Below are 22278 nucleotides of genomic sequence, written 5' to 3' on the forward strand. Positions count from 1 at the left end.
TGCGCGCATGGTGGCCGGAACTTTGACGTTTTGGGAATGGTTTTCAGAGCGGCCCGGGAAACTCGGTAAAATCCGCAGCGGCATGGGAAGGCGTCCATATATGAACGGTACCCCCTTGCACGAGAGGTCGATCGTCGCCAGGGCCTCTCACCGAAGTCGAAGTCAACGGCGGGCACGCCGCCCAAGGGAAGACAAGCCTCAGATGAAAGCGCCCAGCAACCTGATTACTGGTGAAGTGCGGACCAAAATCCGCAGCATGATTCTCGCCTCGGAACTCAAGCCCGGGCAGCGCCTCATCGAGGACGACCTCATCCAGTTGCTCGGCGTAGGCCGCACACCGGTGCGCGAAGCTCTGCTGATTCTGCAAGGCGAGGGGTTCATTGCCCGCAATCGCGGCTGGGAAGTGCAAGGGGCCGATCACCTTCCCGTGCGCGCCATCTTCGAGAGTCGCATGGCCGTCGAAGCCGAAACGGCGCGCCTCGCCGCGCGCAAGATCACACCCGAGATGTGCGACGCGCTCGACGCCCTCATCGAGCAGATGGAGCCGAGCGGACATCAGCCACGTCTGGCGTTGAATCGTCTCAACACGGCGTTTCACGACCTGATCGTGAAAGCGGCGGATAACGTCGTTATCGCGCAGTTTCACGAACGCACGCAGTTCTATTACTGGGCGCTACGCGTGCCCGTCATGTTCTCGGACGAGCAGCTGCGCGCGACCAACGAACAGCATCGCGAAATACTCGCAGCGCTGCGCGCGCACGATGAAGCACGCGCCGAAACGGTTGCGCGCGCCCACGTCGAAACGACGATGCATATCGTCGAGCCCGCCTTGCCGCGCTAACGCGACGACATCGCTTACCGCGACGACGCCGGCCGGGCGAGCCTTGCGCAGCCGCCCCGTCAGGGCACTTACTGCGCCCTTTAACTGCGCCCTTTCCCACATCTTCTACCGCACCAGATACCCGGCAACGCGCCAGCGGCCGTCGATACCGAACACCATCGTCACCATTTCCTGCGCCTCGGCCTTGTTCTCGAACACGGTGTCGTACTGAATCACCACATACTCCCCGTCCGGCTGTCCGGGCAGCGAACGCGTGAATACGGCGTCGTGCGTCTTGCGCGACTTCACCTTGCCCAGCGGCGAGCGCGCACTTTCCAGGCTGCTCGCCCAGTCCTGCGCCGAGATCGCTCGCTGAAACACCGGCGCAGCCTGCTGCCAGCTTTGTTGCGCCCGGTTCACGTCGGCCAGCCCCAACCAGAGATTGGCGGCTTCGAGCGCCGGACGCATATCGCGATTGATGTCCGCCGCCGGGGCGGTGGCGTTGCTCGCCGGCGCGGAGAACAGCGGTGGCTGCGCCGAACGGCGTTGCATCGGTTCTTGCTGGGCCAGTGCGGGCACGGCGCCCAGACCGGCCGACATGCCGAGGGCGAGCGCCGCCGCGCGCAGAAAAAAGGAACGATGTGACGAATCGGAATGGGCCGTCGGCATTGACGAGAACTCCTCGAAGCATGAATGGCAAACCCGGCCATTCTACTGGCGTGGCACGCGAAGGACTGTAACGCGCATCGCGCCGTACATTACAATGCTCAACACATGTCAGCCCCCCCCATTGGCCATTGCCATGTTGACGACGTCCCTGCTTGCGATCACCTCACTGCTCAGCTTCATGATGCTGCTGATCGTGGGATCTCTTTTACGCTCTCGCGTGGCAGGTGTGCGTGAATGGTGCTTCGCCAACGTCGCCGTCCTGAGCGCCCTGCCGCTGTTCGCCCTGCGCGGCGTCGTCCCCGACTTCCTCTCGATTCCCGTTGCCAATCTCACGCTTGGCGGCGGCCTGACGCTCTACTATGCCGGCTGCGCACGTTTTCTCGGACGCCCGCCTCGCTGGCATCTGCTCGGCGCGTCGCTGGGCGTGCTCGCCGCGGCAATGCTTTTCTGGCATTACGGCATCGACAATCCGCAGCTGCGCGTCGTCATCGTTTCGGCTTATCACGCGACGTTACTGCTCGCCACCGCGCTGCTGATCCTTCGGCATATCCCGCCACGCCGTCACCCATATAACTATTGGCTGACCGCGGGCATGGCGGCCGCCTTCGCCGTGGGTCACATCGTGCGCGGCGTCGTATTCGGGTCGGCGCCCGCACCGGGCCCCGAAATCTTCGCGCCGACCCTGTTCAACACGGTCATGCTCACGATCGGCGCGATCGTCATGCCCGCAATGACGATGGGCTCGGTGCTCATGATTCACGACGCCATGCTCGCCACGGCCGAAGAAGCCGCCAATCGCGACTATCTCACGGGCGCGATCTCTCGCAAGCACTTCGACCTGCTGGCGCGTCAGGAGATGGCCCGGGCGGTGGCGCGTGGCTGGCCGTTGTCGATCGTCGTCATCGATCTCGATCACTTCAAGGCGATCAACGATACGCACGGCCATGCCGGCGGCGACACGGTGCTGCGCGAATTCGTGAAACTGGTGCGCGACAGTCTGCGCGAAGGGGATGTCTTCGGACGGCTGGGCGGCGAGGAGTTTGCCGTGCTGCTGCCCGGCACCGACACGCCGGGCGCCATCCGCATCGCCGAGCGGTTACGCACGCAGGCGAGCCGGCATCTCGTGGCAGGTCCGTTCGGGGTATGCCACTACACGCTGAGCGGCGGGGTCGCGACGTGGCTGGAGCATGAAAGCCTGGAGGCGCTCTGCATTCGCGCCGACCGCGCGCTGTATGCGGCGAAGATTTCCGGGCGCAACCTCGTGCTGTCCGACGTGCTGCCAAGCGATGAGACGGCGTCGGAGGCGGGTTGACGGTACTCCCGTCGTCAGGCGCTCGCGCCTTGCGCCGCATCCGGAAAGAACCGGCGGCGCATGCGCGCCACGTACGCCGTCAGATTCGGATGGTTCTCGATCTCGTCGCGTAACGGCTGCCGGAAGCTCGGCGTCATGGCCCCGGCGATGAAACCGAAGGCCGTCGCATCGGCGCCGCACGGGGTCTCTCCGAAGAAGTACGGCTTGTCGCCGAGCATCTGCGCGGCAGCCTGTGCGCCCCGCGCAAGCAGTTGACGCTGCTCCTCCGGCTGGTAACGTCCTGTGCCTTGTCCGTGCAGGGTGTTGCGGATCTTGCGACGGATCACCGCCTGCGCGACGGGACGCACCGGCCACGGAATCGACTTGAAGAACGAGGCCGGACCCCGGGCGAAATTCTCGTCGTCGCACCACCTCGCCTGCACCACGTGCCAGTAAAAGTGGTCCTCCAGCGCCTTCTCGAACATCCATGCGGCGCCGCGCTGTTCCGGCGTCAGTCCGGCGTCGAAGTCGAACCCGTATTTGCGCTCGATGTGCAGCCGGATCAGAGTCGAGTCGGCCACGATCTGTCCGTCGTCGTTGATATAGGGCAGCTTGCCCTTGGGGGCGCGACGAAAACCGCCGCGATCCGTGCGATACGGCAGCCCGGCAAACTTGAGCAGCATCTCCGCCTTGACGACGAACGGACTCGCGTCGGGCAGCCCGAATGCCGGGCCGAAGGTATACAGAGTCAACATCGGGTGTGCGCTCCTGTGCGGAAAGAATGGCGCAGAGTATTACACGCCGGGCCGCCCGCGCGGCCGCCCGCTCGACGTGCGCCGGCAACACCGGACGTGCCGCAGTGCGCCGAAACTGACGGCATCCCGCTCAGAATACGTGACTCGCGCACTGTGATTTTATACAGTATCATATCCCCCAATCGAGGAATATCTCATGGAAATCATCGACTGGGATCAACTGGCGCTGAGCGCCGCCGAACGCGACCTGACCGGTATCGTGCGCGAGATCGCCGCCCGCTACGCACGTGACGGGCGTGCGGTGTCACATCGTGCGCAAGCCACCGAAACAGGCGCCGCAGGCAATGCCCCTTCAATGACGCCGGACTGGCGCACGCTCGTGGCCATCGCGGACGAAGCGGAGGCGGACCTCGGACTTCACGCGCGGCATGAGCCGTGGGTGCTCGCGCGCCTGCTGCGCCTGCCCGGCGACGAAGCGCTGCGGCGCGGCGGCGAATTGCCCTCGCTCGACGCGGCGGTCGATCTGCAATGGCCCGACATGGCTGCGCCCGCGGTCTTTCGCGCCATCGTGGCTGCTTTTGCGCACGACGATCTGCCGGCGGACGATGCGGCATCGCCGCTGCCCGGCGGGACGATGCTGCCGTGCGCATCGGTTACGGCGGCTGCGGTCTGCGCGGTAGCGATCGGCACCGGCGTCCCCACGCGGATGGCCTGAGCCGTCAGACACCGCCCCCACATCCATTCCGCAAGACTGAGGAACCACCCGGAACGGGGTTCCGGGACGCCAACAGGAACGAGGTTCACGAAGTGCCCGAGAACGTGATCGAAGACGCTGCTCCGCATGCCTGGCAAGGCGCTCGCGAGGTCATCCCCGAGATGATCGATCCCGACGCGCTTGCCCGCTCCCTGCCCGCGCCGATGGTCTTCGTGGATCTGGAGACGACGGGCGGCAACGCGCTCGAGGACCGCATCACCGAGATCGGCGTGGTCGAGGTCGGCCCGCACGGCGTGGAGCAATGGAGCACGCTGCTCGATCCGGCCGAGCCGATTCCGCCGTTCATTCAGAAGCTCACCGGCATCACCAACGAGATGGTGAAAGGCCAGCCATCGTTTGGCGCGCTCGCGCAGGGCCTGGCCGAACGCCTGCAAGGCAAGTTGTTCGTCGCGCACAACGCCCGCTTCGATTACGGCTTTCTCAAGAACGAATTCCGCCGTGCCGGCATGGCTTTTCAGGCGGACGTGCTGTGTACCGTGCGGCTGTCGCGCCTGCTGTTTCCCTCGGCGGCACGCCATGGACTGGACGCACTGATCGCTCGCTTCGGCCTCACGCCCCAGGGGCGCCACCGTGCCCTCGCCGACGCCGATCTGCTCTGGCAGTTCTGGCAAAAGCTCCACACCCTCTATACCCCCGAACTCATCGGACAGGCGGTACAGCGGGTCACGAAGCGCTCAAGTCAACCGCCGCAATTGCCGGACGAAGCCATCGACGCGCTGCCCGACAGCCCTGGCGTGTATCTCTTCTACGGCGAAGGCGACACACTGCTGTATGTCGGAAAGAGTGTCGACGTGCGGGCGCGTGTGCGTTCCCATTTCTCCAGCGACCATCAGGCCGCCAAGGACTTGCGTATCTCACAGGAGATTCGCCGGGTGGAGGTGCGCCGCACGGTCGGCGAGTTGGGCGCGTTGCTGCTCGAATCCCGGCTGGTCAAGCAGTTGCAACCGGTGCACAACCGCATGCTGCGTCGCGCGGCGAGTTTATATAGCTGGCAGTTGTCGCAGGACAGCGATACCCCCAAACTCGTCAGCGCCAGGACGGTCGACTTCGCCGGCGCCGATTCGCTGTATGGCACGTTCACGTCTCGTAATGGCGCCGAGAATGCACTGCGCGCGCTGGCCGACGAGCATCGGCTGTGCTGCGCCCAGCTCGGGCTGGAAAAAGTCGCGAAAGGGCGTCCGTGTTTCGGCTATCAGGTCAAGCGCTGCGACGGCGTGTGCGTGGGCGAAGCGCCGCTCGCCGCCCACACATCGCGTACACGCGAAGCCCTCGCAATGCTGCAACTCGAAACATGGCCGTACGACGGCCCCATCGCCATCGAGGAACACAGCGACGATGGCGATGCCGTCGACTACCACGTAATCGATCGCTGGCAATATCTGGGCAGCGTGGCGTCTCGCGAAGCGCTCGACACGCTCGTCGATGGCATGCCCGCCGCCACCGGCTTCGATCCGGACATCTACCGTTTGCTGGGGCGGCGTCTCGCCGTGCCGGTGTCCAGCGGCGAGACGGCCGGCACCATCACAGAGCCGTCCCCCGCGCTGTCCGCTCGCCGCTCGCCGTCCCCGCTCACGATCCTGCGCCTCACGCGTGCGGCGTTCCGTCTGAGCCACGTCGAACCGCCAGTCGACACGCCCCCAAAGCCTCGCGGCGTTGCGCTGTTGCGTCGCCGTCACCCCCGCCCCGAAGATCCGAACCAGTTGCGACTGCCGTTCGACCCGCATTAGCCGTCCCTCGCGCGCCCCTGCCGTCTCGCTTCCTGCGTCTCACCTCGCGAGACGCCTTCGCACGTCGTGCATCGTGCCTAAATTTCTTTCCGCCTTGTGCCACCTAGGCAAAACCCGCCTATCCACTTCGGGTCATGAGCATATAAATATTAAGTATTTGCAAGACGCATGCTGGCAGCCGAAGAATACGCAATCCGAATACAACAGGACTTGCGGCATCGACGGCCGTAGCGTCGTCGACGACCGGGGATCCGGGGCGTAGGGGTACGCGCCGGGTCCTCGCCCCACACCGAGCCAGATGGAATTACGCCAACTCGAAGCCTTCGCGGCGGTCATGTCGACCGGCAGCATTACTGCTGCCGGGCGTTTGCTCGGGCGCTCGCAACCTGCCATCACGCGCATGATTCAGGAGCTGGAAGCGGAGATCGGCTACGCCCTGTTCACGCGCAGCGGCCCGCGCGTCACGCCGACCGAACAAGGTTTTCTGTTGTTCGAGGACGTCGAGCACGTGCTCGCCGGTTTGCAACAGATCCGGTCCCGCGCCGACGAGATCGCCCGCGGCCAGACCCGTGCGTTGCACGTCGCCGCCACGTCGGCACTGGCCGCCGGGCTCGTTCCGGCAGCGCTCGCCGTGCCAGGTCCTGCACGCGACACCCATCAGATTCAACTGCGCAGCACGTCGCCCGAGCAGGTGGTGCACGCCGTACTCACCGGTGCGGCCGACATCGGCGTGACCAGCCTGCCGCTGGAACATCGCGGCATCGTCGTACACTGGATCGGCGAAGCCGCATGCGTGGCGGCCGTGCATCGAGACGACCCGCTGGCCGGCCACGCGCGCCTGCCGCTGGCCGCCTGTGCCGGACGACGCATCATCACCATGCAGAACCCGTACCGCCTGCGCCGCCGCCTCGATCAGGCGTTTGCGCAGGCGGGCGTCGCGCCGGCCGGCCTGATCGAAACGAACGCGTCGATCAATGCGATGACGGCCGTGCGCGCCGGCCTCGGTGTGGCCGTGCTCGAACCGGTGACAGCCTACGGTCTGCCACTCGCCGACGTGGCCGTGCGTCCCATCGACGCCGACATTCCGTTCTTCTTCGGTGTCATTACCCGCGACGCCCGCGCACCGTCTCCCGCCGCCCTCGCTTTCGTCGACGCGCTGGCCAACGCCGCACGCCATCTGTTGCCCGGCTTCGCGCAGCGCGCCGCCGCCGAACACGCCCAAGTCTTGCAGTCGCTCTACGGCGACTTGCCCGCTCCCAAGGAAGCCCAGTCGTCATGACCACGTCCCCGACCTCCGCCACCGGCCTGCCTGCGCTCGAAGCGCGTCTGCGTCAGGACCTCGCCTGGCTCGAACTGCCCGCCAGGCATTGGGTGCCCGAGCGCACGCACGATGCGCAGCCCGTGCTCGACGTCGCCATCGTCGGCGGCGGCATGGCCGGACTGGCCGCCGCAGCGTCGCTCACGCACCTGGGCGTGGGTGCTGTCATCTTCGATCAATCGCCGCGCGGCTTCGAAGGACCGTGGGCGACCACGGCGCGCATGGAAACCCTGCGCTCGCCCAAGCAACTCACGGGCCCGGCGCTCGGCCTGCCTGCCCTGACCTTCCGTGCGTGGTTCGAGGCGCAATTCGGTCTTCAGGCGTGGGAAGCGCTCGACAAGATTCCGCGTCTGCAATGGATGGACTACCTGCGCTGGTATCGCGACGTGCTCGCCATCGACGTGCGTAACGAACACCGCATCGACAGCGTGACGCCACGCGGCAGCGACGGACTCGTCGAATTGTCCGTGACGTCGCCCGAAGGCCACCGCATCGTCTACGCGCGCCATGTCGTGCTGGCCACGGGCCGCGACGGCCTCGGCGGACCGACTGTGCCTGCGTTCGCCCGCGACCTGCCGCGCCGCTTCTGGGCGCACTCGTCGGACGTGATGGATTACGCGACGCTGCGCGGCAAACGCGTCGGCGTCGTCGGCGCGGGTGCTTCGGCCATGGACAGCGCCGCCACCGCGCTTGAGGCGGGCGCGGCCGGCGTCGATCTGTTGATTCGTCGCGCCGACATTCCGCGCGTCAACAAGGGCAAGGGCGCCGGCAACCCCGGACTCACGCACGGCCACCTCCATCTTCCGGACGAATGGAAGTGGCGCATCCGTCATTACGTGAATGCGCAACAAGTGCCGCCGCCGCGCGGCAGCACGCTGCGCGTGTCGCGTCACGCGAATGCGCGTTTCAATCTCGGCGCACCGATTCTCGACGTCGTGCCGGTCGGCGACGAGCTGCGCGTGCGCACCGCCAAGGGCACCTTCGTGCTCGACTTCCTCATCTTCGCGACGGGCTTTCGCATCGATATCGAGGGACGGCCGGAGTTCGCCCCGTTCTCGAAATTCGTGCGCAAGTGGAGCGATCGTTACACGCCCGCCGCAGGTGACGAAGACGCCGAACTCTCGGACTCGCCGGATCTCGGCCCGACCTTCGAATTCCAGGAAAAGACGCCAGGGGAATGCCCCGGTCTCGAGCGCATTCATTGCTTCTGCGCACCGGCCACGTTGTCGCACGGCGCCGTCTCGGGAGACATCCCGGCGGTCAGCGAAGGCGCGAAGCGGCTGGCGCAGGGGCTCGCGGGCACCTTCTACCGAGAAGACGTCGCGCATCACTACGCCAACATGGAGGCGTACGCCGAGCCGGAAGTCTACGGCGACGAATGGACCCCGGCCCCGCCGCCGCCCGCCGTGCCGGACATGGCCGCATCGGCAGACAGGGAGCGTCTCGCATCATGACCGCATGGATTCTGCGCCGCGCGCTGCAAGCGGTGTTCGTGGTGTGGCTGATGACGCTGATCGTGTTCGTCGGCCTGCACGCCATCGGCAATCCGGTCGATATCCTCATCGGTCAGGACGTCGATCAGATCGACCGCGCGCGCATCATCGCGCAGCTCGGCCTCGACCAGCCGTTGTGGCGTCAATACCTGTCGTTCCTGAGCGGCGCGCTGCACGGCAATCTGGGCAATAGCTACGTGTACAACGTGCCGGCCATCCAGTTGATCCTGCAACGCCTGCCCGCCACGCTGGAACTGGCGTTTGCCGCGCTCATTCTTGCGGTGCTCATCGGCATTCCGCTCGGTCTGTTCGCCGGCCTGTATCCGCGCAATCCGATCTCGAAGCTATTGATGACGGGAAGCATCGTCGGGTTCTCGCTGCCGACGTTCTGGGTCGGCCTGATGCTCATCATGTTCTTCTCGGTGCATCTGAGCGTGCTGCCCGCGAGCGGCCGCGGCGAGACGGCAGGTCTGTTCGGCGTGCAATGGTCGTTCCTCACCGCCGACGGCTTGCGTCACCTGATCCTGCCCGCGCTCAATCTGGCGATGTTCAAGATCTCGCTGGTGATGCGTCTCACGCGGGCCGGCGTGACGGAAGTCCTGCCGCAGGACTTCGTGAAGTTCGCGCGCGCCAAGGGTTTGTCGCCGTTGCGCGTCGTGCTCGTCCATGTGTTGCGCAATACGTTGATTCCGCTGGTGACGGTGTTGGGGCTCGAATTCGGTTCGACCATCGCCTTTGCCGTCGTGACGGAAAGCGTGTTCGCGTGGCCCGGCGCGGGCAAGCTCATTCTCGACAGCATCAATTCCATCGACCGCCCGGTGATCGTGGCATATCTCATCGTCGTGGTGTGCCTGTTCGTGTCGCTCAACCTGATTGTGGACGTGCTGTATAAGTGGCTCGATCCGCGTGTGCGCGTGGAGGCCGCTGCCTGATGCCGCTCCATCCCTCCTCCAACGGCACCCCCGCGCCGGCGTTGGCGACGGAACCGGTGCCGATGCGCCGCGAATCGCCGTGGCAGCAAGGACTGCGCGAGTTTCTGCGCTCGAAAAGCGCCGTGCTCGGCCTCGTCGTGCTGGCGATCCTGATCGCCGCGGCTCTCGCCGCGCCGTGGATCTCGCCGCAAAATCCGTACGACCTGAGTCAGCTCGATGTGATGGACGCGCGCCTGCCGCCCGCCACCGCGAACGGGGCCGCCACGTACACCTACTGGCTCGGCACCGACGGTCAGGGTCGCGACCTGCTCTCCGGCATCATCTACGGGCTACGGATCAGTCTCGGCGTGGGCGTCGGCTCGGCGCTCATCGCGGGCATTCTCGGCACGATTCTCGGACTGGTCGCCGCGTATGCCGGCTCACGCGTCGACGCGCTCATCATGCGCGTCGTCGACTTGCTGCTCTCGTTCCCGTCGATCCTCGTCGCACTGATGATCCTCGCGTACGTCGGCAAGGGCATCGGCAATGTCGTGCTCACGCTGGTGGTCCTCGAATGGGCGTACTTCGCACGAACGGCGCGCGGACAGGCGCTGGTCGAATCGCGTCGCGAGTACGTGGAGGCAGCGCGGTGCCAGGCGATTCCGAACTGGCGCATCGTGCTCGGGCACATCCTGCCGAACTGCCTGCCGCCGCTGATCGTCGTCGGCTCGCTGCAAGTCGCCCGCGCCATTACGCTCGAAGCCACTTTGTCGTTCCTCGGCCTTGGCGTGCCCGTTACCGAGCCGTCGCTCGGCCTGCTCATCGCGAACGGCTATCAGACGATGCTCTCCGGCGAATACTGGATCAGTCTGTATCCCGGCCTGGCGCTGCTCGTCACGGTCGTCGCCATCAATCTCGTGGGCGACCGCCTGCGCGATGTGTTCAATCCAAGGTTGCAGAAATGAGCGGCGCAGTCCCTTCCTCATCGGCAGCATCGGCGTCATCCACGCCCTTGCCCCTCACACTGGAGGTGCGCCATCTGCGCACGCAGTTCGTCACGCGCGCCGGCACGCTGCCCGCCGTGGACGACGTCTCGTTCTCACTGCCACCGGGCCACATCATGGGCCTCGTCGGTGAGTCCGGTTCGGGCAAATCGGTGACCGGCTTCTCGATCATGGCGCTCGTGGATGCGCCGGGGCGCATCGTCGGCGGCGAAGTGCTGTTCCAGGGCCGCGACCTCACGAAGATGTCGCCCGCGGAGCTGCGTCACCTGCAAGGCAATCGCATTGCGATGATCTTTCAGGACCCGATGATGACGCTCAATCCGGTATTGCGCGTCGACGCGCAGATGATCGAAGCCGTGCGTGCGCACCGGAAAGTATCGAAGTCGCAGGCACGCGAGCTTGCGCGCGACACGCTCGGCATGATGGGCATTCCGAGTCCCGACGAGCGCCTGCGCGCCTATCCGCACCAACTCTCGGGCGGGATGCGTCAGCGCGTGGCGATCGCCATCGCGATGCTGCATCGCCCGGACCTCATCATTGCCGACGAGCCGACCACGGCCCTCGACGTCACGATTCAGGCGCAGATTCTGTCGGAAGTGCAGAAGCTCGCGCGCCAGAACGGCACTGCGCTCATCTGGATCACACATGACCTGTCGGTGGTCGCCGGGCTGGCCGACACGCTGGCCGTGATGTATGCGGGACGCATCGTCGAGCAAGGTGCCGTCGACGCCGTGCTCGACGCGCCGGAGCACCCGTACACCGCAGGCCTGATCGGCAGTCTGCCGAGCCTGAACAAGCGCGGTCAGCGCCTGCGCCAGATTCCCGGCATGACGCCGAATCTGCTGAACATGCCCACCGGTTGCGCATTCGCGTCGCGCTGCGCCTATGCGACGGCAGTCTGTGGCGAGCGTCCCGAAATGACGCCGACATCGCCGGGCCGCCTCGTGCGCTGCTTCCACCCGGGCGCCGCACTGCAAAAGGAGATGGTATGAGCACGCCGCTGCCGCAAAGCCAGCCGGCCGGCGCCGGCTACGGCAAAACAAACAGCCCGAGCGCGACACTGCCCGCACCCATCGTCTCGCTGCGCGGCGTGAGCAAGCGTTTCGGCGAGCGAAAGGTCGGTGTGGCGGGACGCCTGCTCGAACGCGCGGGCCTGGCTCACCGGCCCGCCGTCGTGCGCGCGGTCGACAACGTCGATCTGATCGTCAAGCCGGGGGAAGTCGTCGGTCTCGTGGGCGAGTCGGGCTGCGGCAAATCCACGCTCGGACGCATGCTCGCGGGGCTGCTCAAGCCGTCCTCGGGCGAAGTCCAGATCCATGGACGCGCGGCGCAGTCGCTGAGCGCGGACGAACAACGCAACGCCCGCCTCAAGATCCAGATGATTTTTCAGGATCCGTACGCGAGCCTGAACCCGCGCCTGCGCATCGACCGTATCGTTGGCGAGGGCGCACTCGTGCACGGGTTGACGGATCGTGCCGGCTTCGACGACTACGTCAGCGCGCAATTGCAGCGTGCGGGTCTCGACCCCGCATTGCGGCACCGCTATGCGCACCAGTTCAGCGGCGGACAGCGCCAGCGGATCGGCATCGCCCGTGCGCTGGCCGTGAATCCCGATCTGCTGGTGTGCGACGAAGCCGTGGCTGCGCTCGACGTCTCCATTCAGGCGCAAATTCTGAATCTGTTCATGGACCTGCGCGAGCAGCTTCGGCTCACGTACGTTTTCATCAGTCACGACCTCGGCGTGGTCGAGCATCTGTCGGATCGCGTAGTCATCATGTATCTCGGACGCATCGTCGAGAGCGCCCCGGTCGACGAAATTTTCCGTCGCCCGAACCATCCTTACACGCAGGCGCTGCTGGCGGAGATTCCGCGCATTGACGTGCGTCACAAGACTTTCTCCGCGATCCGCGGCGAAATCCCGAGCCCGATTGCGCCGCCAGGCGGCTGTCACTTCCATCCGCGATGTCCGCACGCCATGCCGCGATGCCGTACGGAAGTGCCGACGCTGCGCGGTGTGGCGATCCATCACGTCAGCGCGTGTCACCTTAACGATCAGTGAGCCGGCTCGCTGACTTTCCATCCCATCACTCACGACCAGGATCGATTGATAATGAAACGCTTCTTGTTGTCCTCTCTGGCAGCCGCTTTGCTCGTCACGAGCGCAGCGGCGTCTGCCCAAAACAGTCAGACACTGCGCATCGCGTTTGCCGATCCGCTCTCGTCGCTCGACCCGCAGCTGAACAACCATGCGGGAGACCGTTCCGTCGATCTGCACTTCTGGGATCTGCTCGTCGAAAACAAGTGGAACAAGCTTCAGCCGGGCCTCGCCGTGTCGTGGAAAGCGCTCGATTCGAAGACGTGGGAGTTCAAGCTGCGCCCGAACGTGAAGTGGCACGACGGTCAGGCATTCACCGCCGCCGACGTCATCTACTCGTATCAGCGCGCGCGTAACGTGCCGGGCAGCGTGGCGACGTTCGCGGGCTACCTGCGCACGATCGACACGATGAGCGCGCCGGATCCGCTCACGCTCGTCGTCAAGACCAGGATTCCGAACCCGGATCTGCCGCTGAACCTCGCATCGGTGCACATCGTGAGCAAGCACGTGGGCGAGAAGTCGAACACGGACGACTACAACGCGGGCCGCGCCGTGGTCGGCACGGGGCCGTTCAAGTACGTTTCGTACACCCCGGGCGATCGTGTGGAGATGGTGCGCAACGACAGCTACTGGGGCGGCAAGCCGGAGTGGGAGAAGGTCGACTATCGCTACATCAACAACGGTGCAGCGCGTACTGCCGCCCTGCTCGCCGGCGACGTCGACGTGATCGACAAGGTGTCGGCGTCGGACATTCCGCGTCTGAAGAAGGCGCCGAACGTCACGGTGTACCCATACCCCGGTCTGCGCGTAATGCTGCTTCAGCCGACGTTCCGCGAAGGCACCAACCAGTACATCACCGATAACGCCGGCAAGCCGCTCGCCAGGAACCCATTGCTCGACGTGCGCGTGCGTCGTGCGCTCTCGCTGGCCATCAACCGCGAAGCGATCGTCTCGCGCATCATGCAGGGCACGGCCAGCGTGGCCAACCAATGGATGCCGAAGGATACGTTCGGCTACAACCCGGAAGTGAAAGACATTCCGTTCGACGCCGCGCAGGCCAAAAAGCTGCTGGCTGAGGCCGGTTTCCCGGAAGGCTTCAAGCTGACGATGCACGTGCCGAACGACCGTTACCCGCAAGGTCCCGAAACGGCACAGGCCGTCGCGCAGTTCTGGACGCGCATCGGTGTGAAGACACAAGTGGAAGTGGTGCCCTGGGCGGTGTATTCGAGCCGCGCGAACAAGAACGAGTACGCCATGACGATGCTTGCATGGGGTAACGGCACGGGAGAAGCGAGCTACGCGCTCGTGAACGTGCTGGCAACCGTCGACGCGAAGAAGGGTCTCGGAGCGTCGAATTGGGGCCACTACAGCAACCCGGCCATCGACAAGGCGCTCGACGCGTCGACGGCCGAGTTCGACGAGGGCAAGCGCGAAGCGATCCTGCGTCAGTCGGTGAAGGTGGAGACGGACGACGTCGGCACGATCCCGCTGTATCACTACCAGAACATCTGGGCCGCGCGTAAGGGCCTGAAGGTGACGCCGTTCACGAGCGATCGCACCGTTGCGATGCAAGTGACGAAGGCCGCCAAGTAAGCCGGCCGCCGCGTTATGACGTCATCGCATACTTCGTCGCTGATATTGACGGCGACGCCCGCCGACGCCCTGATCGATGTGCCGCGTCACCTCGTGGTGCGCGGCGCGGCGCCCGGGGCGCACGTCACGCTCACCGCCCGCACCGCGCGGGCCGGCGGCGTGGTGTGGCACGCGCATGCCACGTTCGTGGCGGACGCCGACGGCGTCGTCGATGCCTCGCGCGACGCACCGGTGAGCGGGAGCTATCGCGGCGTGTCCGCGATGGGCCTCGTCTGGTCGCAGGTGCCGGAAGACGGCAAGAGCCGCGATGTGTTCCCGCAACCGGTCATCGCTCCGCTCGTAACGACGGTTATCGCGCAGGTGAGTCACGCAGGTACAGCGGCTCTCGCAGGCGACGACGCAGCCGCGTCGCACGCGCATCCGGTGCCCGGGAACACGTCGTCGGTATCGTTCACGCAACGGCTTGCCGCCGACGGCGTGACGCGGCGTGACGTGCGGGAAGACGGGCTCGCGGGCACGCTGTACCTGCCGCCGGGCGACGGGCCGCATCCCGCCGTCATGGTCCTCAACGGCTCGGGCGGCGGGATCAACGAACCGCGTGCGGCGTTGTATGCGTCGCGTGGCTATGCGGCGTTTGCCCTCGGCTACTTCAAGGGCCCCGGGCTTCCCGACTACATCTCCAACACGCCGCTCGAATATTTCAAGAGGGGCATGGACTGGTTGCGGCGCACCGTGCGTCCGGCCCATGACTTCGTGGCGCTCTCGGGGCAGTCGCGTGGCGGCGAGTTGGTGCTGCTGCTCGGTGCGACATTCCCCGACGCCGTCTCGGCTGTCATCGGTTACGTGCCGAGCGCACTGATCCACAGTGCGCAGAACGCCTGCGATCCGGCCATCGGCCGTGAAGGCCTGACGTGGCTGCTCGGCGGCAAGCCGCTGCCGCACATCTGGGAAAACAACCGGACGGCGTCGTGGGCGCCGTTCGACGAAGGACCACCACCGCATCGTCACGCCAACGCGATGCTGACCGCGTTGGATGACGCGGACGCCGTCGAGCGCGCCCGCATCCCCGTCGAAAAGATCCGTGGGCCGGTGATGTTGCTGTCTGCCGGAGACGATGGCTCGTGGCCATCGAGCCTTTACTCGCGAATGGTGACGGAGCGGCTCGCGGCGCATGGACATCCGCACGCGGTCGAGCATCTCGACTTCGACCATGCGGGGCATGCCATCGTGTTCCCGTACGTGCCCACGACGCAGCTCGTGTATGCCCATCCCGTCTCCGGCAAGATCAGCACCGGCGGCGGCGAACCGGACGCCAACGCCTTTGCCGACGAGCGTTCGTGGGCGGCGGTGCAGGCATTCCTCGCGCAGGCTGTCGCCGCGCGCGCCCCATCACAAGGACAATCATGACCGTCAGTACTCAATACGATATCGCCAACGATCTCGTCGACCGTGTCGCTGGTTTGGCGCCGGGCTCGGCAACGCATACGTTGCGTCACGCGCGCGACAAGGTTGCCGCCGCCACGCAGGGAAGCTACGAAGGGCTGTTCGATCCAGCGCTGGAGGGTATTACGCTCGTGGAGCGTTTGCTCGTCGCGTTGTACGCGAGCCGGTTGACGCCGTCTGCGTCTCTCGTCGCGCACTATCGCGCGGCGTTGGCCGAGCATGACGTCGACGCTGTGCAGTTGAAGGCTGTCGAATCCGGTTCGCCGGAGGATGTGGCCGATGCGCGGTTGCGCGCAATCCTGACGTTTACGAAGACGCTGATCGAGAACCCGGTGGCTGGCGACAAGGCCGCGTTGCACAAGCTACCGGCCGCGGGTCTGACGACACCGGCGGTCGTCGCATTGGCGCAACTGATTGCGTTCCTGTCGTATCAGACGCGTCTGGTCGCGGGTCTGCAAGCCCTAAAACAACTGGCGCCTCGGGAGGTGACGGCATGAGCGAAATCATCCGTTCGCATGGATTCACCAACGAATCGCTCGACTGGGATGCCTGGCTCGACGTGGTCGAACTCGACAAGGCGACGCCGGAGCAGGTAGCGGTGCTGGAGGAGAGTCATCCGAAAGCGAAGACGTCGGATTATTACCTCTTCCTCGTGCATCAGCCCGAGATCCTTCGTCAACGCTCGGCGGCGTTCAACGCAATCATGTATGCGCCGGGTGGCATGCCGCGTGCGGAGCGCGAGCTGTCGACGACGGTTGTGTCGCGAATCAATGGGTGCGTGTATTGCGCGTCGGTGCATGCGCAACGTTTCGAGCAATTGGCCAAGCGCAACGACGTGATCCGCGAAGTGTTCGACGATCCGCGCACGGCCGGTACGACGCCGCGTGAGAAAGCCATTGCGCAGTTCTCGATTGCGTTGACGGAGACACCTGGCGAGGTACGTCCGGCGCAATTGCAGACGCTGCGCGACGTTGGACTGACGGACGCGGAAATCCTCGATCTGATTCATTCCATCGCCATTTTCGCCTGGGCGAATCGGTTGATGCTCAATCTCGGGGAGCCAGTGTTTCCCGGGACCGTGGCAGCCTGATGCCGGGTCCATCAGAAGTGGCAAACGTTGGCCGGCATTGCCGTTGATCGCACGGATGCATTGAAGAGAAAAGCGCGGCCTGCCTGGACCGCGCTTTTTTCATTCATCGGTCTGCGCGCCGTGCTTCGATGCGCGGAGAGTTTGCGAATCGCCCCGGTCCCGGAGTCGACGGGAACGGGATATCGGCGGCAAGGCCCGTTTGAAGCCACGTGAATCGTCTGCGCGATTCCCCGAACACATCCAAACCGATGGTGTACGCTTGAGCGGGTTCGCCCGATCCCGGTAGATATCTGAAATGACGCTCAATTCGGTCACCATCCATCCTGTCGAATCCCGTGATGTAGCCCGTTGGGGCTCGCTCAGGCACCGCCTCTGGCCCCACGCGTCGCCGACCGAACATGAACGGGAGATCATGGAGATGCTGTCGGAGCCGAATCGCTATGCGGCGTTCATCGCGATCTCGCAGGAAGGTCGGACGGTGGGATTTGCCGAGGCATCGATACGACGCGATTACGTCAACGGGTGCGACACGTCGCCGGTGCTGTTTCTTGAAGGCGTTTACGTCGCACCCGATGCTCGCCGTCGGGGCATCGCGAAGGCGCTATTCAAAAGGGTCGAGCACTGGGGCACCCTGCGTGGATGCGAAGAATTCGCCTCGGATACCGATGTGGCCAACACTGACGTCCAAGCATTGCACCGGGCACTCGGCTTCGAGGAGACCGAACGCGTGGTGTTCTTCCGAAAGCGCACGCTAAAAAGTACGTCCGCTTGAGTCAGTGGGACGCCGCCCGCCTGACCTTGTCGTGCGTCTGCCAGTCAACCGAATGTTTGCGTGCATGACCAGCATGACAAAAGCATGCTACCCACGCTGAAGCCGAAGAGGAACGACGTCGACGGCTTAAACGCGAGGCATCACTCACTGCCTCCGAAAGCGCGTGTGCTCGGGCAGTTGCGGCAACGAGGACGATGTCCCAATCTGATTCAGGGGAATAACGGACCGGAGTTCGTCAGCAAGGCGCTCGATGCCTGGGCGCACGAACATGGCGTCAAGCTGCAGTTCATTCGTCTAGGCAAGCCAGTGAAAACGCGCACATCGAAAGCTTCAACGGCCGACTGCGCGAAGAATGTTTGAACCAGCATGCGTTCGTCGGTCTCGACGATGCACGCAAGCGAATCGAAGCCTGGCGCACTGACTACAACTCGGTGCGCCCACATAGCGCTTAGGGCAACTGGCGCCGGACCAATTCCGGCAACTGCATCAACTGACAACCGGTGAGCCCACTAACTTACGAATGGCATACTCGAAGGGGTAAGGTCAGCGCCGGACCAATTCCGGCAATTGCATCAACCGACAACCGGTGAGCCCACTAACTTACGAATGGCGTACTCGAAGGGGGAAGGTCACCGGACTCTAAAGCCCAACGCTACTGAAGACGGGGGGATGTCGCCCTCATGACGCCCCCCCAACAACAGGCGCCTAGCGATGACGTAAGAGGAAGGGATGTCGCAAAGCAAAAACCCCTTGCTACGGGAGTAGCAAGGGGTTTTTAAGGGGAGCCTGACGATTACCTACTTTCACACGGGAATCCGCACTATCATCGGCGTGGAGTCGTTTCACGGTCCTGTTCGGGATGGGAAGGGGTGGTTCCAACTCGCTATGGTCATCAGGCATAACTTGTATGTTCTGCTGGCCTGGGGCCAACAAAACCAATTCGGAAGAAGCGTAGTACAACACATGTGGGTTGTGAGTTGTATCGGCACATCGATACTCACACCAGGAAAAACACACTGGTTATAGGATCAAGCCTCACGGGCAATTAGTATCAGTTAGCTTAACGCATTACTGCGCTTCCACACCTGACCTATCAACGTCCTGGTCTTGAACGACCCTTAAGGGGAATCGAGTTCCCAGGGAAGTCTCATCTTAAGGCGAGTTTCCCGCTTAGATGCTTTCAGCGGTTATCTCTTCCGAACATAGCTACCCGGCGATGCCACTGGCGTGACAACCGGTACACCAGAGGTTCGTCCACTCCGGTCCTCTCGTACTAGGAGCAGCCCCCTTCAAACTTCCAACGCCCACGGCAGATAGGGACCAAACTGTCTCACGACGTTTTAAACCCAGCTCACGTACCTCTTTAAATGGCGAACAGCCATACCCTTGGGACCGGCTACAGCCCCAGGATGAGATGAGCCGACATCGAGGTGCCAAACACCGCCGTCGATATGAACTCTTGGGCGGTATCAGCCTGTTATCCCCAGAGTACCTTTTATCCGTTGAGCGATGGCCCTTCCATACAGAACCACCGGATCACTATGACCTGCTTTCGCACCTGCTCGACTTGTCAGTCTCGCAGTTAAGCACGCTTTTGCCATTGCACTATCAGCACGATTTCCGACCGTACCTAGCGTACCTTCGTACTCCTCCGTTACACTTTGGGAGGAGACCGCCCCAGTCAAACTGCCTACCATGCACTGTCCCCGATCCGGATTACGGACCTAGGTTAGAACCTCAAACAAGCCAGGGTGGTATTTCAAGGACGGCTCCACAGAAACTAGCGTTCCTGCTTCAAAGCCTCCCACCTATCCTACACAGACCGGTTCAAAGTCCAATGCAAAGCTACAGTAAAGGTTCATGGGGTCTTTCCGTCTAGCCGCGGGTAGATTGCATCATCACAAACACTTCAACTTCGCTGAGTCTCGGGAGGAGACAGTGTGGCCATCGTTACGCCATTCGTGCAGGTCGGAACTTACCCGACAAGGAATTTCGCTACCTTAGGACCGTTATAGTTACGGCCGCCGTTTACCGGGACTTCAATCAAGAGCTTGCACCCCATCATTTAATCTTCCGGCACCGGGCAGGCGTCACACCCTATACGTCCACTTTCGTGTTTGCAGAGTGCTGTGTTTTTATTAAACAGTCGCAGCCACCAGTTTATTGCAACCCCTTCACCCTTCTGGCGCAGGCCAGTCAAGCTACAAGGGCGTACCTTATCCCGAAGTTACGGTACCAATTTGCCGAGTTCCTTCTCCCGAGTTCTCTCAAGCGCCTTAGAATACTCATCTCGCCCACCTGTGTCGGTTTGCGGTACGGTCTCGTATGACTGAAGCTTAGAGGCTTTTCTTGGAACCACTTCCAATTGCTTCGCGAACAAGTTCGCTCGCCCCACAGCCTTGAATTACGCGCCCGGATTTGCCTAAGCGCCTTCTCCACTGCAGGGACCGGGACTTCCAACACCCGGACAACCTTCCGCGATCCGTCCCCCCATCGCATCATACGACGGTGCAGGAATATTAACCTGCTTCCCATCAGCTACGCATCTCTGCCTCGCCTTAGGGGCCGACTCACCCTACGCCGATGAACGTTGCGTAGGAAACCTTGGGCTTACGGCGAGGGGGCCTTTCACCCCCTTTATCGCTACTCATGTCAGCATTCGCACTTCTGATACCTCCAGCATCCTTTACAAGACACCTTCACAGGCTTACAGAACGCTCTCCTACCATGCGAGCAAGCTCGCATCCGCAGCTTCGGTATATTGCTTAGCCCCGTTACATCTTCCGCGCAGGACGACTCGATCAGTGAGCTATTACGCTTTCTTTAAAGGGTGGCTGCTTCTAAGCCAACCTCCTGACTGTTTTAGCCTTCCCACTTCGTTTCCCACTTAGCAATATTTAGGGACCTTAGCTGGCGGTCTGGGTTGTTTCCCTCTTGACACCGGACGTTAGCACCCGATGTCTGTCTCCCGTGATTGCACTCTTCGGTATTCGGAGTTTGCTATGGCGAGGTAATCCGCAATGGACCCCTCAACCATGACAGTGCTCTACCCCCGAAGGTGATACACGAGGCACTACCTAAATAGTTTTCGGAGAGAACCAGCTATTTCCAAGTTTGTTTAGCCTTTCACCCCTATCCACAGCTCATCCCCTAACTTTTCAACGTTAGTGGGTTCGGTCCTCCAGTACGTGTTACCGCACCTTCAACCTGGCCATGGATAGATCACTTGGTTTCGGGTCTACACCCAGCGACTGGACGCCCTATTCGGACTCGCTTTCGCTACGCCTTCCCTATTCGGTTAAGCTCGCCACTGAATGTAAGTCGCTGACCCATTATACAAAAGGTACGCCGTCACCCCTTACGAGGCTCCGACTGTTTGTATGCATGCGGTTTCAGGATCTATTTCACTCCCCTCCCGGGGTTCTTTTCGCCTTTCCCTCACGGTACTGGTTCACTATCGGTCGATTACGAGTATTTAGCCTTGGAGGATGGTCCCCCCATCTTCAGACAGGATTTCACGTGTCCCGCCCTACTTTTCTCAAGCTTAGTTCCACACCAGGGTTTTCTCATACGGGGCTATCACCCACTATGGCCGGACTTTCCATTCCGTTCTGATAACACCGGTGCTAAATCTTGAAGGCTGGTCCCATTTCGCTCGCCACTACTTTGGGAATCTCGGTTGATTTCTTTTCCTGCAGCTACTTAGATGTTTCAGTTCGCCGCGTTCGCTTCGCTAGACCTATGGATTCAGTCTAGGATGACCTAAAAGGCCGGGTTTCCCCATTCGGACATTTGTGGATCAATGCTTATTTGCCAGCTCCCCACAACTTTTCGCAGGCTATCGCGTCCTTCATCGCCTGTAATCGCCAAGGCATCCACCACATGCACTTATTCGCTTGACCCTATAACGAGTGCGTCTCTCGACACATCCTTCATAGGTTGAGTATTCGCGTTGTGCCGTATTCCAAGTCATCTTTCGATCACTTTAAATACTGGTTGATACAATCACAACCCGTACAATTTCCACGCGCCATCTCTAACGCGCTTCCGTTGTACTACTTCTTCTTCCAAATTGTTAAAGAACAAATACTGCATGACATTGCTGTCATTCAAAAGCATTCACAGAACGCGTACTCACCACAGGGGGATTGACTACAGACGTAAAGCGCTTTTGACTGACATCGATGTGAGATCCAAGGTGTTGGTGGAGGCAGACGGGATCGAACCGACGACCCCCTGCTTGCAAAGCAGGTGCTCTCCCAGCTGAGCTATGCCCCCCAAATCAGTCTGATGCGGCGTTACAAAAAACCTTGCATACCGGTGTATGCCGCGGCTTTTTGTGCCTTGCCTCAGCCAGATTTCTTTCTACCAGACATCGGTGGAAAGAGTTGGTGGGTCTGGAAGGACTTGAACCTTCGACCCCCGCCTTATCAAGACGGTGCTCTAACCACCTGAGCTACAGACCCGACTTAGATCTACGCAGTCAACAACCGATAAGCGTGAGCACTCAACTTCCAGTGCA

At 62.8% G+C, this 22278-nt stretch carries 17 protein-coding genes, 2 tRNA genes, 2 rRNA genes and 1 pseudogene; 16 read left to right on the top strand and 6 right to left on the bottom strand.

Annotated elements, in window-relative coordinates:
* Window positions 1–202 precede the first annotated feature (202 nt).
* Entirely contained in the window at window positions 203–841 is a 639-nt protein-coding gene (locus AB870_RS16815) for a GntR family transcriptional regulator (protein WP_053059418.1), read from the top strand.
* A 105-nt stretch (window positions 842–946) separates the two neighbouring features.
* Here the strand turns inward: AB870_RS16815 and AB870_RS16820 are convergent, their stop codons facing one another.
* Window positions 947–1489, bottom strand: coding sequence for a DUF4019 domain-containing protein (locus tag AB870_RS16820; RefSeq protein WP_157112369.1), 543 nt, complete (start codon window positions 1487–1489; stop codon window positions 947–949).
* Window positions 1490–1622: 133 nt separating this feature from the next.
* On the opposite strand from AB870_RS16820, the gene AB870_RS16825 reads away from it, so the two are divergent.
* Window positions 1623–2801: a GGDEF domain-containing protein gene (locus AB870_RS16825; RefSeq protein ID WP_047905591.1), complete on the top strand. Its 1179-nt coding sequence runs from the start codon at window positions 1623–1625 to the stop codon at window positions 2799–2801.
* Window positions 2802–2815: 14 nt separating this feature from the next.
* Here AB870_RS16825 and AB870_RS16830 read toward each other — a convergent pair whose 3' ends face one another.
* On the bottom strand, window positions 2816–3535 hold the full coding sequence (locus tag AB870_RS16830) for a glutathione S-transferase C-terminal domain-containing protein (RefSeq protein WP_047905592.1): 720 nt from the start codon (window positions 3533–3535) through the stop codon (window positions 2816–2818).
* 196 nt (window positions 3536–3731) lie between these two features.
* Here AB870_RS16830 and AB870_RS16835 point away from each other — a divergent pair, with 196 nt between their 5' ends.
* The 14 genes and pseudogenes from AB870_RS16835 to AB870_RS26460 form a co-directional block, all read left to right on the top strand.
* Entirely contained in the window at window positions 3732–4250 is a 519-nt protein-coding gene (locus AB870_RS16835) for a DUF2471 family protein (RefSeq protein WP_047905593.1), read from the top strand.
* A gap of 92 nt (window positions 4251–4342) precedes the next feature.
* Window positions 4343–6037 (top strand): exonuclease domain-containing protein, encoded by a 1695-nt coding sequence (locus AB870_RS16840; RefSeq protein ID WP_053059419.1) that lies wholly within the window; start codon window positions 4343–4345, stop codon window positions 6035–6037.
* A gap of 298 nt (window positions 6038–6335) precedes the next feature.
* Complete coding sequence (locus AB870_RS16845) at window positions 6336–7316, top strand: LysR family transcriptional regulator (protein WP_047905594.1); 981 nt, start codon at window positions 6336–6338, stop codon at window positions 7314–7316.
* Window positions 7313–8809 carry a flavin-containing monooxygenase gene (locus tag AB870_RS16850; protein WP_047905595.1) on the top strand — a complete coding sequence of 499 codons (1497 nt, stop codon included), beginning with the start codon at window positions 7313–7315 and terminating at the stop codon, window positions 8807–8809. The genes AB870_RS16845 and AB870_RS16850 overlap by 4 nt, the downstream gene beginning before the upstream one ends.
* Window positions 8806–9780, top strand: coding sequence for an ABC transporter permease (locus AB870_RS16855; RefSeq protein ID WP_047905596.1), 975 nt, complete (start codon window positions 8806–8808; stop codon window positions 9778–9780). Before AB870_RS16850 ends, AB870_RS16855 begins: the two co-directional genes overlap by 4 nt.
* Before the next feature lie 62 nt (window positions 9781–9842).
* Entirely contained in the window at window positions 9843–10724 is an 882-nt protein-coding gene (locus tag AB870_RS16860; RefSeq protein ID WP_237170140.1) for an ABC transporter permease, read from the top strand.
* Entirely contained in the window at window positions 10721–11755 is a 1035-nt protein-coding gene (locus tag AB870_RS16865; RefSeq protein WP_047905598.1) for an ABC transporter ATP-binding protein, read from the top strand. The genes AB870_RS16860 and AB870_RS16865 overlap by 4 nt, the downstream gene beginning before the upstream one ends.
* 68 nt (window positions 11756–11823) lie before the next feature.
* Window positions 11824–12822: an ABC transporter ATP-binding protein gene (locus AB870_RS16870; protein ID WP_047908331.1), complete on the top strand. Its 999-nt coding sequence runs from the start codon at window positions 11824–11826 to the stop codon at window positions 12820–12822.
* Between the two features lie 51 nt (window positions 12823–12873).
* Window positions 12874–14451 carry an ABC transporter substrate-binding protein gene (locus tag AB870_RS16875; RefSeq protein WP_047905599.1) on the top strand — a complete coding sequence of 526 codons (1578 nt, stop codon included), beginning with the start codon at window positions 12874–12876 and terminating at the stop codon, window positions 14449–14451.
* Between the two features lie 15 nt (window positions 14452–14466).
* On the top strand, window positions 14467–15858 hold the full coding sequence (locus AB870_RS16880; RefSeq protein WP_047905600.1) for an acyl-CoA thioesterase/bile acid-CoA:amino acid N-acyltransferase family protein: 1392 nt from the start codon (window positions 14467–14469) through the stop codon (window positions 15856–15858).
* On the top strand, window positions 15855–16391 hold the full coding sequence (locus tag AB870_RS16885; protein ID WP_047905601.1) for a CMD domain-containing protein: 537 nt from the start codon (window positions 15855–15857) through the stop codon (window positions 16389–16391). Before AB870_RS16880 ends, AB870_RS16885 begins: the two co-directional genes overlap by 4 nt.
* The gene (locus AB870_RS16890) at window positions 16388–16984 is read left to right on the top strand and encodes a peroxidase-related enzyme (protein ID WP_047905602.1); all 597 of its coding nucleotides are present in this window, start codon (window positions 16388–16390) and stop codon (window positions 16982–16984) included. Before AB870_RS16885 ends, AB870_RS16890 begins: the two co-directional genes overlap by 4 nt.
* 295 nt (window positions 16985–17279) lie before the next feature.
* Window positions 17280–17756 carry an aminoglycoside 6'-N-acetyltransferase gene (aac(6'), locus tag AB870_RS16895; RefSeq protein WP_047905603.1) on the top strand — a complete coding sequence of 159 codons (477 nt, stop codon included), beginning with the start codon at window positions 17280–17282 and terminating at the stop codon, window positions 17754–17756.
* 198 nt (window positions 17757–17954) lie between these two features.
* Window positions 17955–18208 (top strand): annotated as a pseudogene (locus AB870_RS26460) (integrase core domain-containing protein); the annotation flags it as partial.
* A 332-nt stretch (window positions 18209–18540) separates the two neighbouring features.
* Here AB870_RS26460 and rrf read toward each other — a convergent pair.
* The 4 genes from rrf to AB870_RS16920 form a co-directional block, all read right to left on the bottom strand.
* Window positions 18541–18653, bottom strand: a 5S ribosomal RNA gene (gene rrf, locus AB870_RS16905).
* Between the two features lie 127 nt (window positions 18654–18780).
* A 23S ribosomal RNA gene (locus AB870_RS16910) occupies window positions 18781–21658 on the bottom strand.
* Between the two features lie 300 nt (window positions 21659–21958).
* A tRNA-Ala gene (locus AB870_RS16915) sits at window positions 21959–22034 on the bottom strand.
* Window positions 22035–22145: 111 nt separating this feature from the next.
* Window positions 22146–22222 (bottom strand) — tRNA-Ile (locus AB870_RS16920).
* Window positions 22223–22278 lie beyond the last annotated feature (56 nt).

Origin of the sequence: Pandoraea faecigallinarum (assembly GCF_001029105.3) — a bacterium.
GTDB lineage: Bacteria > Pseudomonadota > Gammaproteobacteria > Burkholderiales > Burkholderiaceae > Pandoraea > Pandoraea faecigallinarum.

Excerpts from the sequence above, each read along its gene's own strand:
- AB870_RS16875 (WP_047905599.1), top strand. The coding sequence starts at position 12,874 with ATGAAACGCTTCTTGTTGTCCTCTCTGGCAGCCGCTTTGCTCGTCACG.
- AB870_RS16835 (WP_047905593.1), top strand. The coding sequence starts at position 3,732 with ATGGAAATCATCGACTGGGATCAACTGGCGCTGAGCGCCGCCGAACGC.
- AB870_RS16860 (WP_237170140.1), top strand. The coding sequence starts at position 9,843 with ATGCGCCGCGAATCGCCGTGGCAGCAAGGACTGCGCGAGTTTCTGCGC.
- AB870_RS16855 (WP_047905596.1), top strand. The coding sequence starts at position 8,806 with ATGACCGCATGGATTCTGCGCCGCGCGCTGCAAGCGGTGTTCGTGGTG.
- AB870_RS16885 (WP_047905601.1), top strand. The coding sequence starts at position 15,855 with ATGACCGTCAGTACTCAATACGATATCGCCAACGATCTCGTCGACCGT.
- AB870_RS16820 (WP_157112369.1), bottom strand. The coding sequence starts at position 1,489 with ATGCCGACGGCCCATTCCGATTCGTCACATCGTTCCTTTTTTCTGCGC.
- AB870_RS16830 (WP_047905592.1), bottom strand. The coding sequence starts at position 3,535 with ATGTTGACTCTGTATACCTTCGGCCCGGCATTCGGGCTGCCCGACGCG.
- AB870_RS16815 (WP_053059418.1), top strand. The coding sequence starts at position 203 with ATGAAAGCGCCCAGCAACCTGATTACTGGTGAAGTGCGGACCAAAATC.
- AB870_RS16825 (WP_047905591.1), top strand. The coding sequence starts at position 1,623 with ATGTTGACGACGTCCCTGCTTGCGATCACCTCACTGCTCAGCTTCATG.
- AB870_RS16845 (WP_047905594.1), top strand. The coding sequence starts at position 6,336 with ATGGAATTACGCCAACTCGAAGCCTTCGCGGCGGTCATGTCGACCGGC.
- AB870_RS16890 (WP_047905602.1), top strand. The coding sequence starts at position 16,388 with ATGAGCGAAATCATCCGTTCGCATGGATTCACCAACGAATCGCTCGAC.
- AB870_RS16880 (WP_047905600.1), top strand. The coding sequence starts at position 14,467 with ATGACGTCATCGCATACTTCGTCGCTGATATTGACGGCGACGCCCGCC.
- AB870_RS16850 (WP_047905595.1), top strand. The coding sequence starts at position 7,313 with ATGACCACGTCCCCGACCTCCGCCACCGGCCTGCCTGCGCTCGAAGCG.
- AB870_RS16865 (WP_047905598.1), top strand. The coding sequence starts at position 10,721 with ATGAGCGGCGCAGTCCCTTCCTCATCGGCAGCATCGGCGTCATCCACG.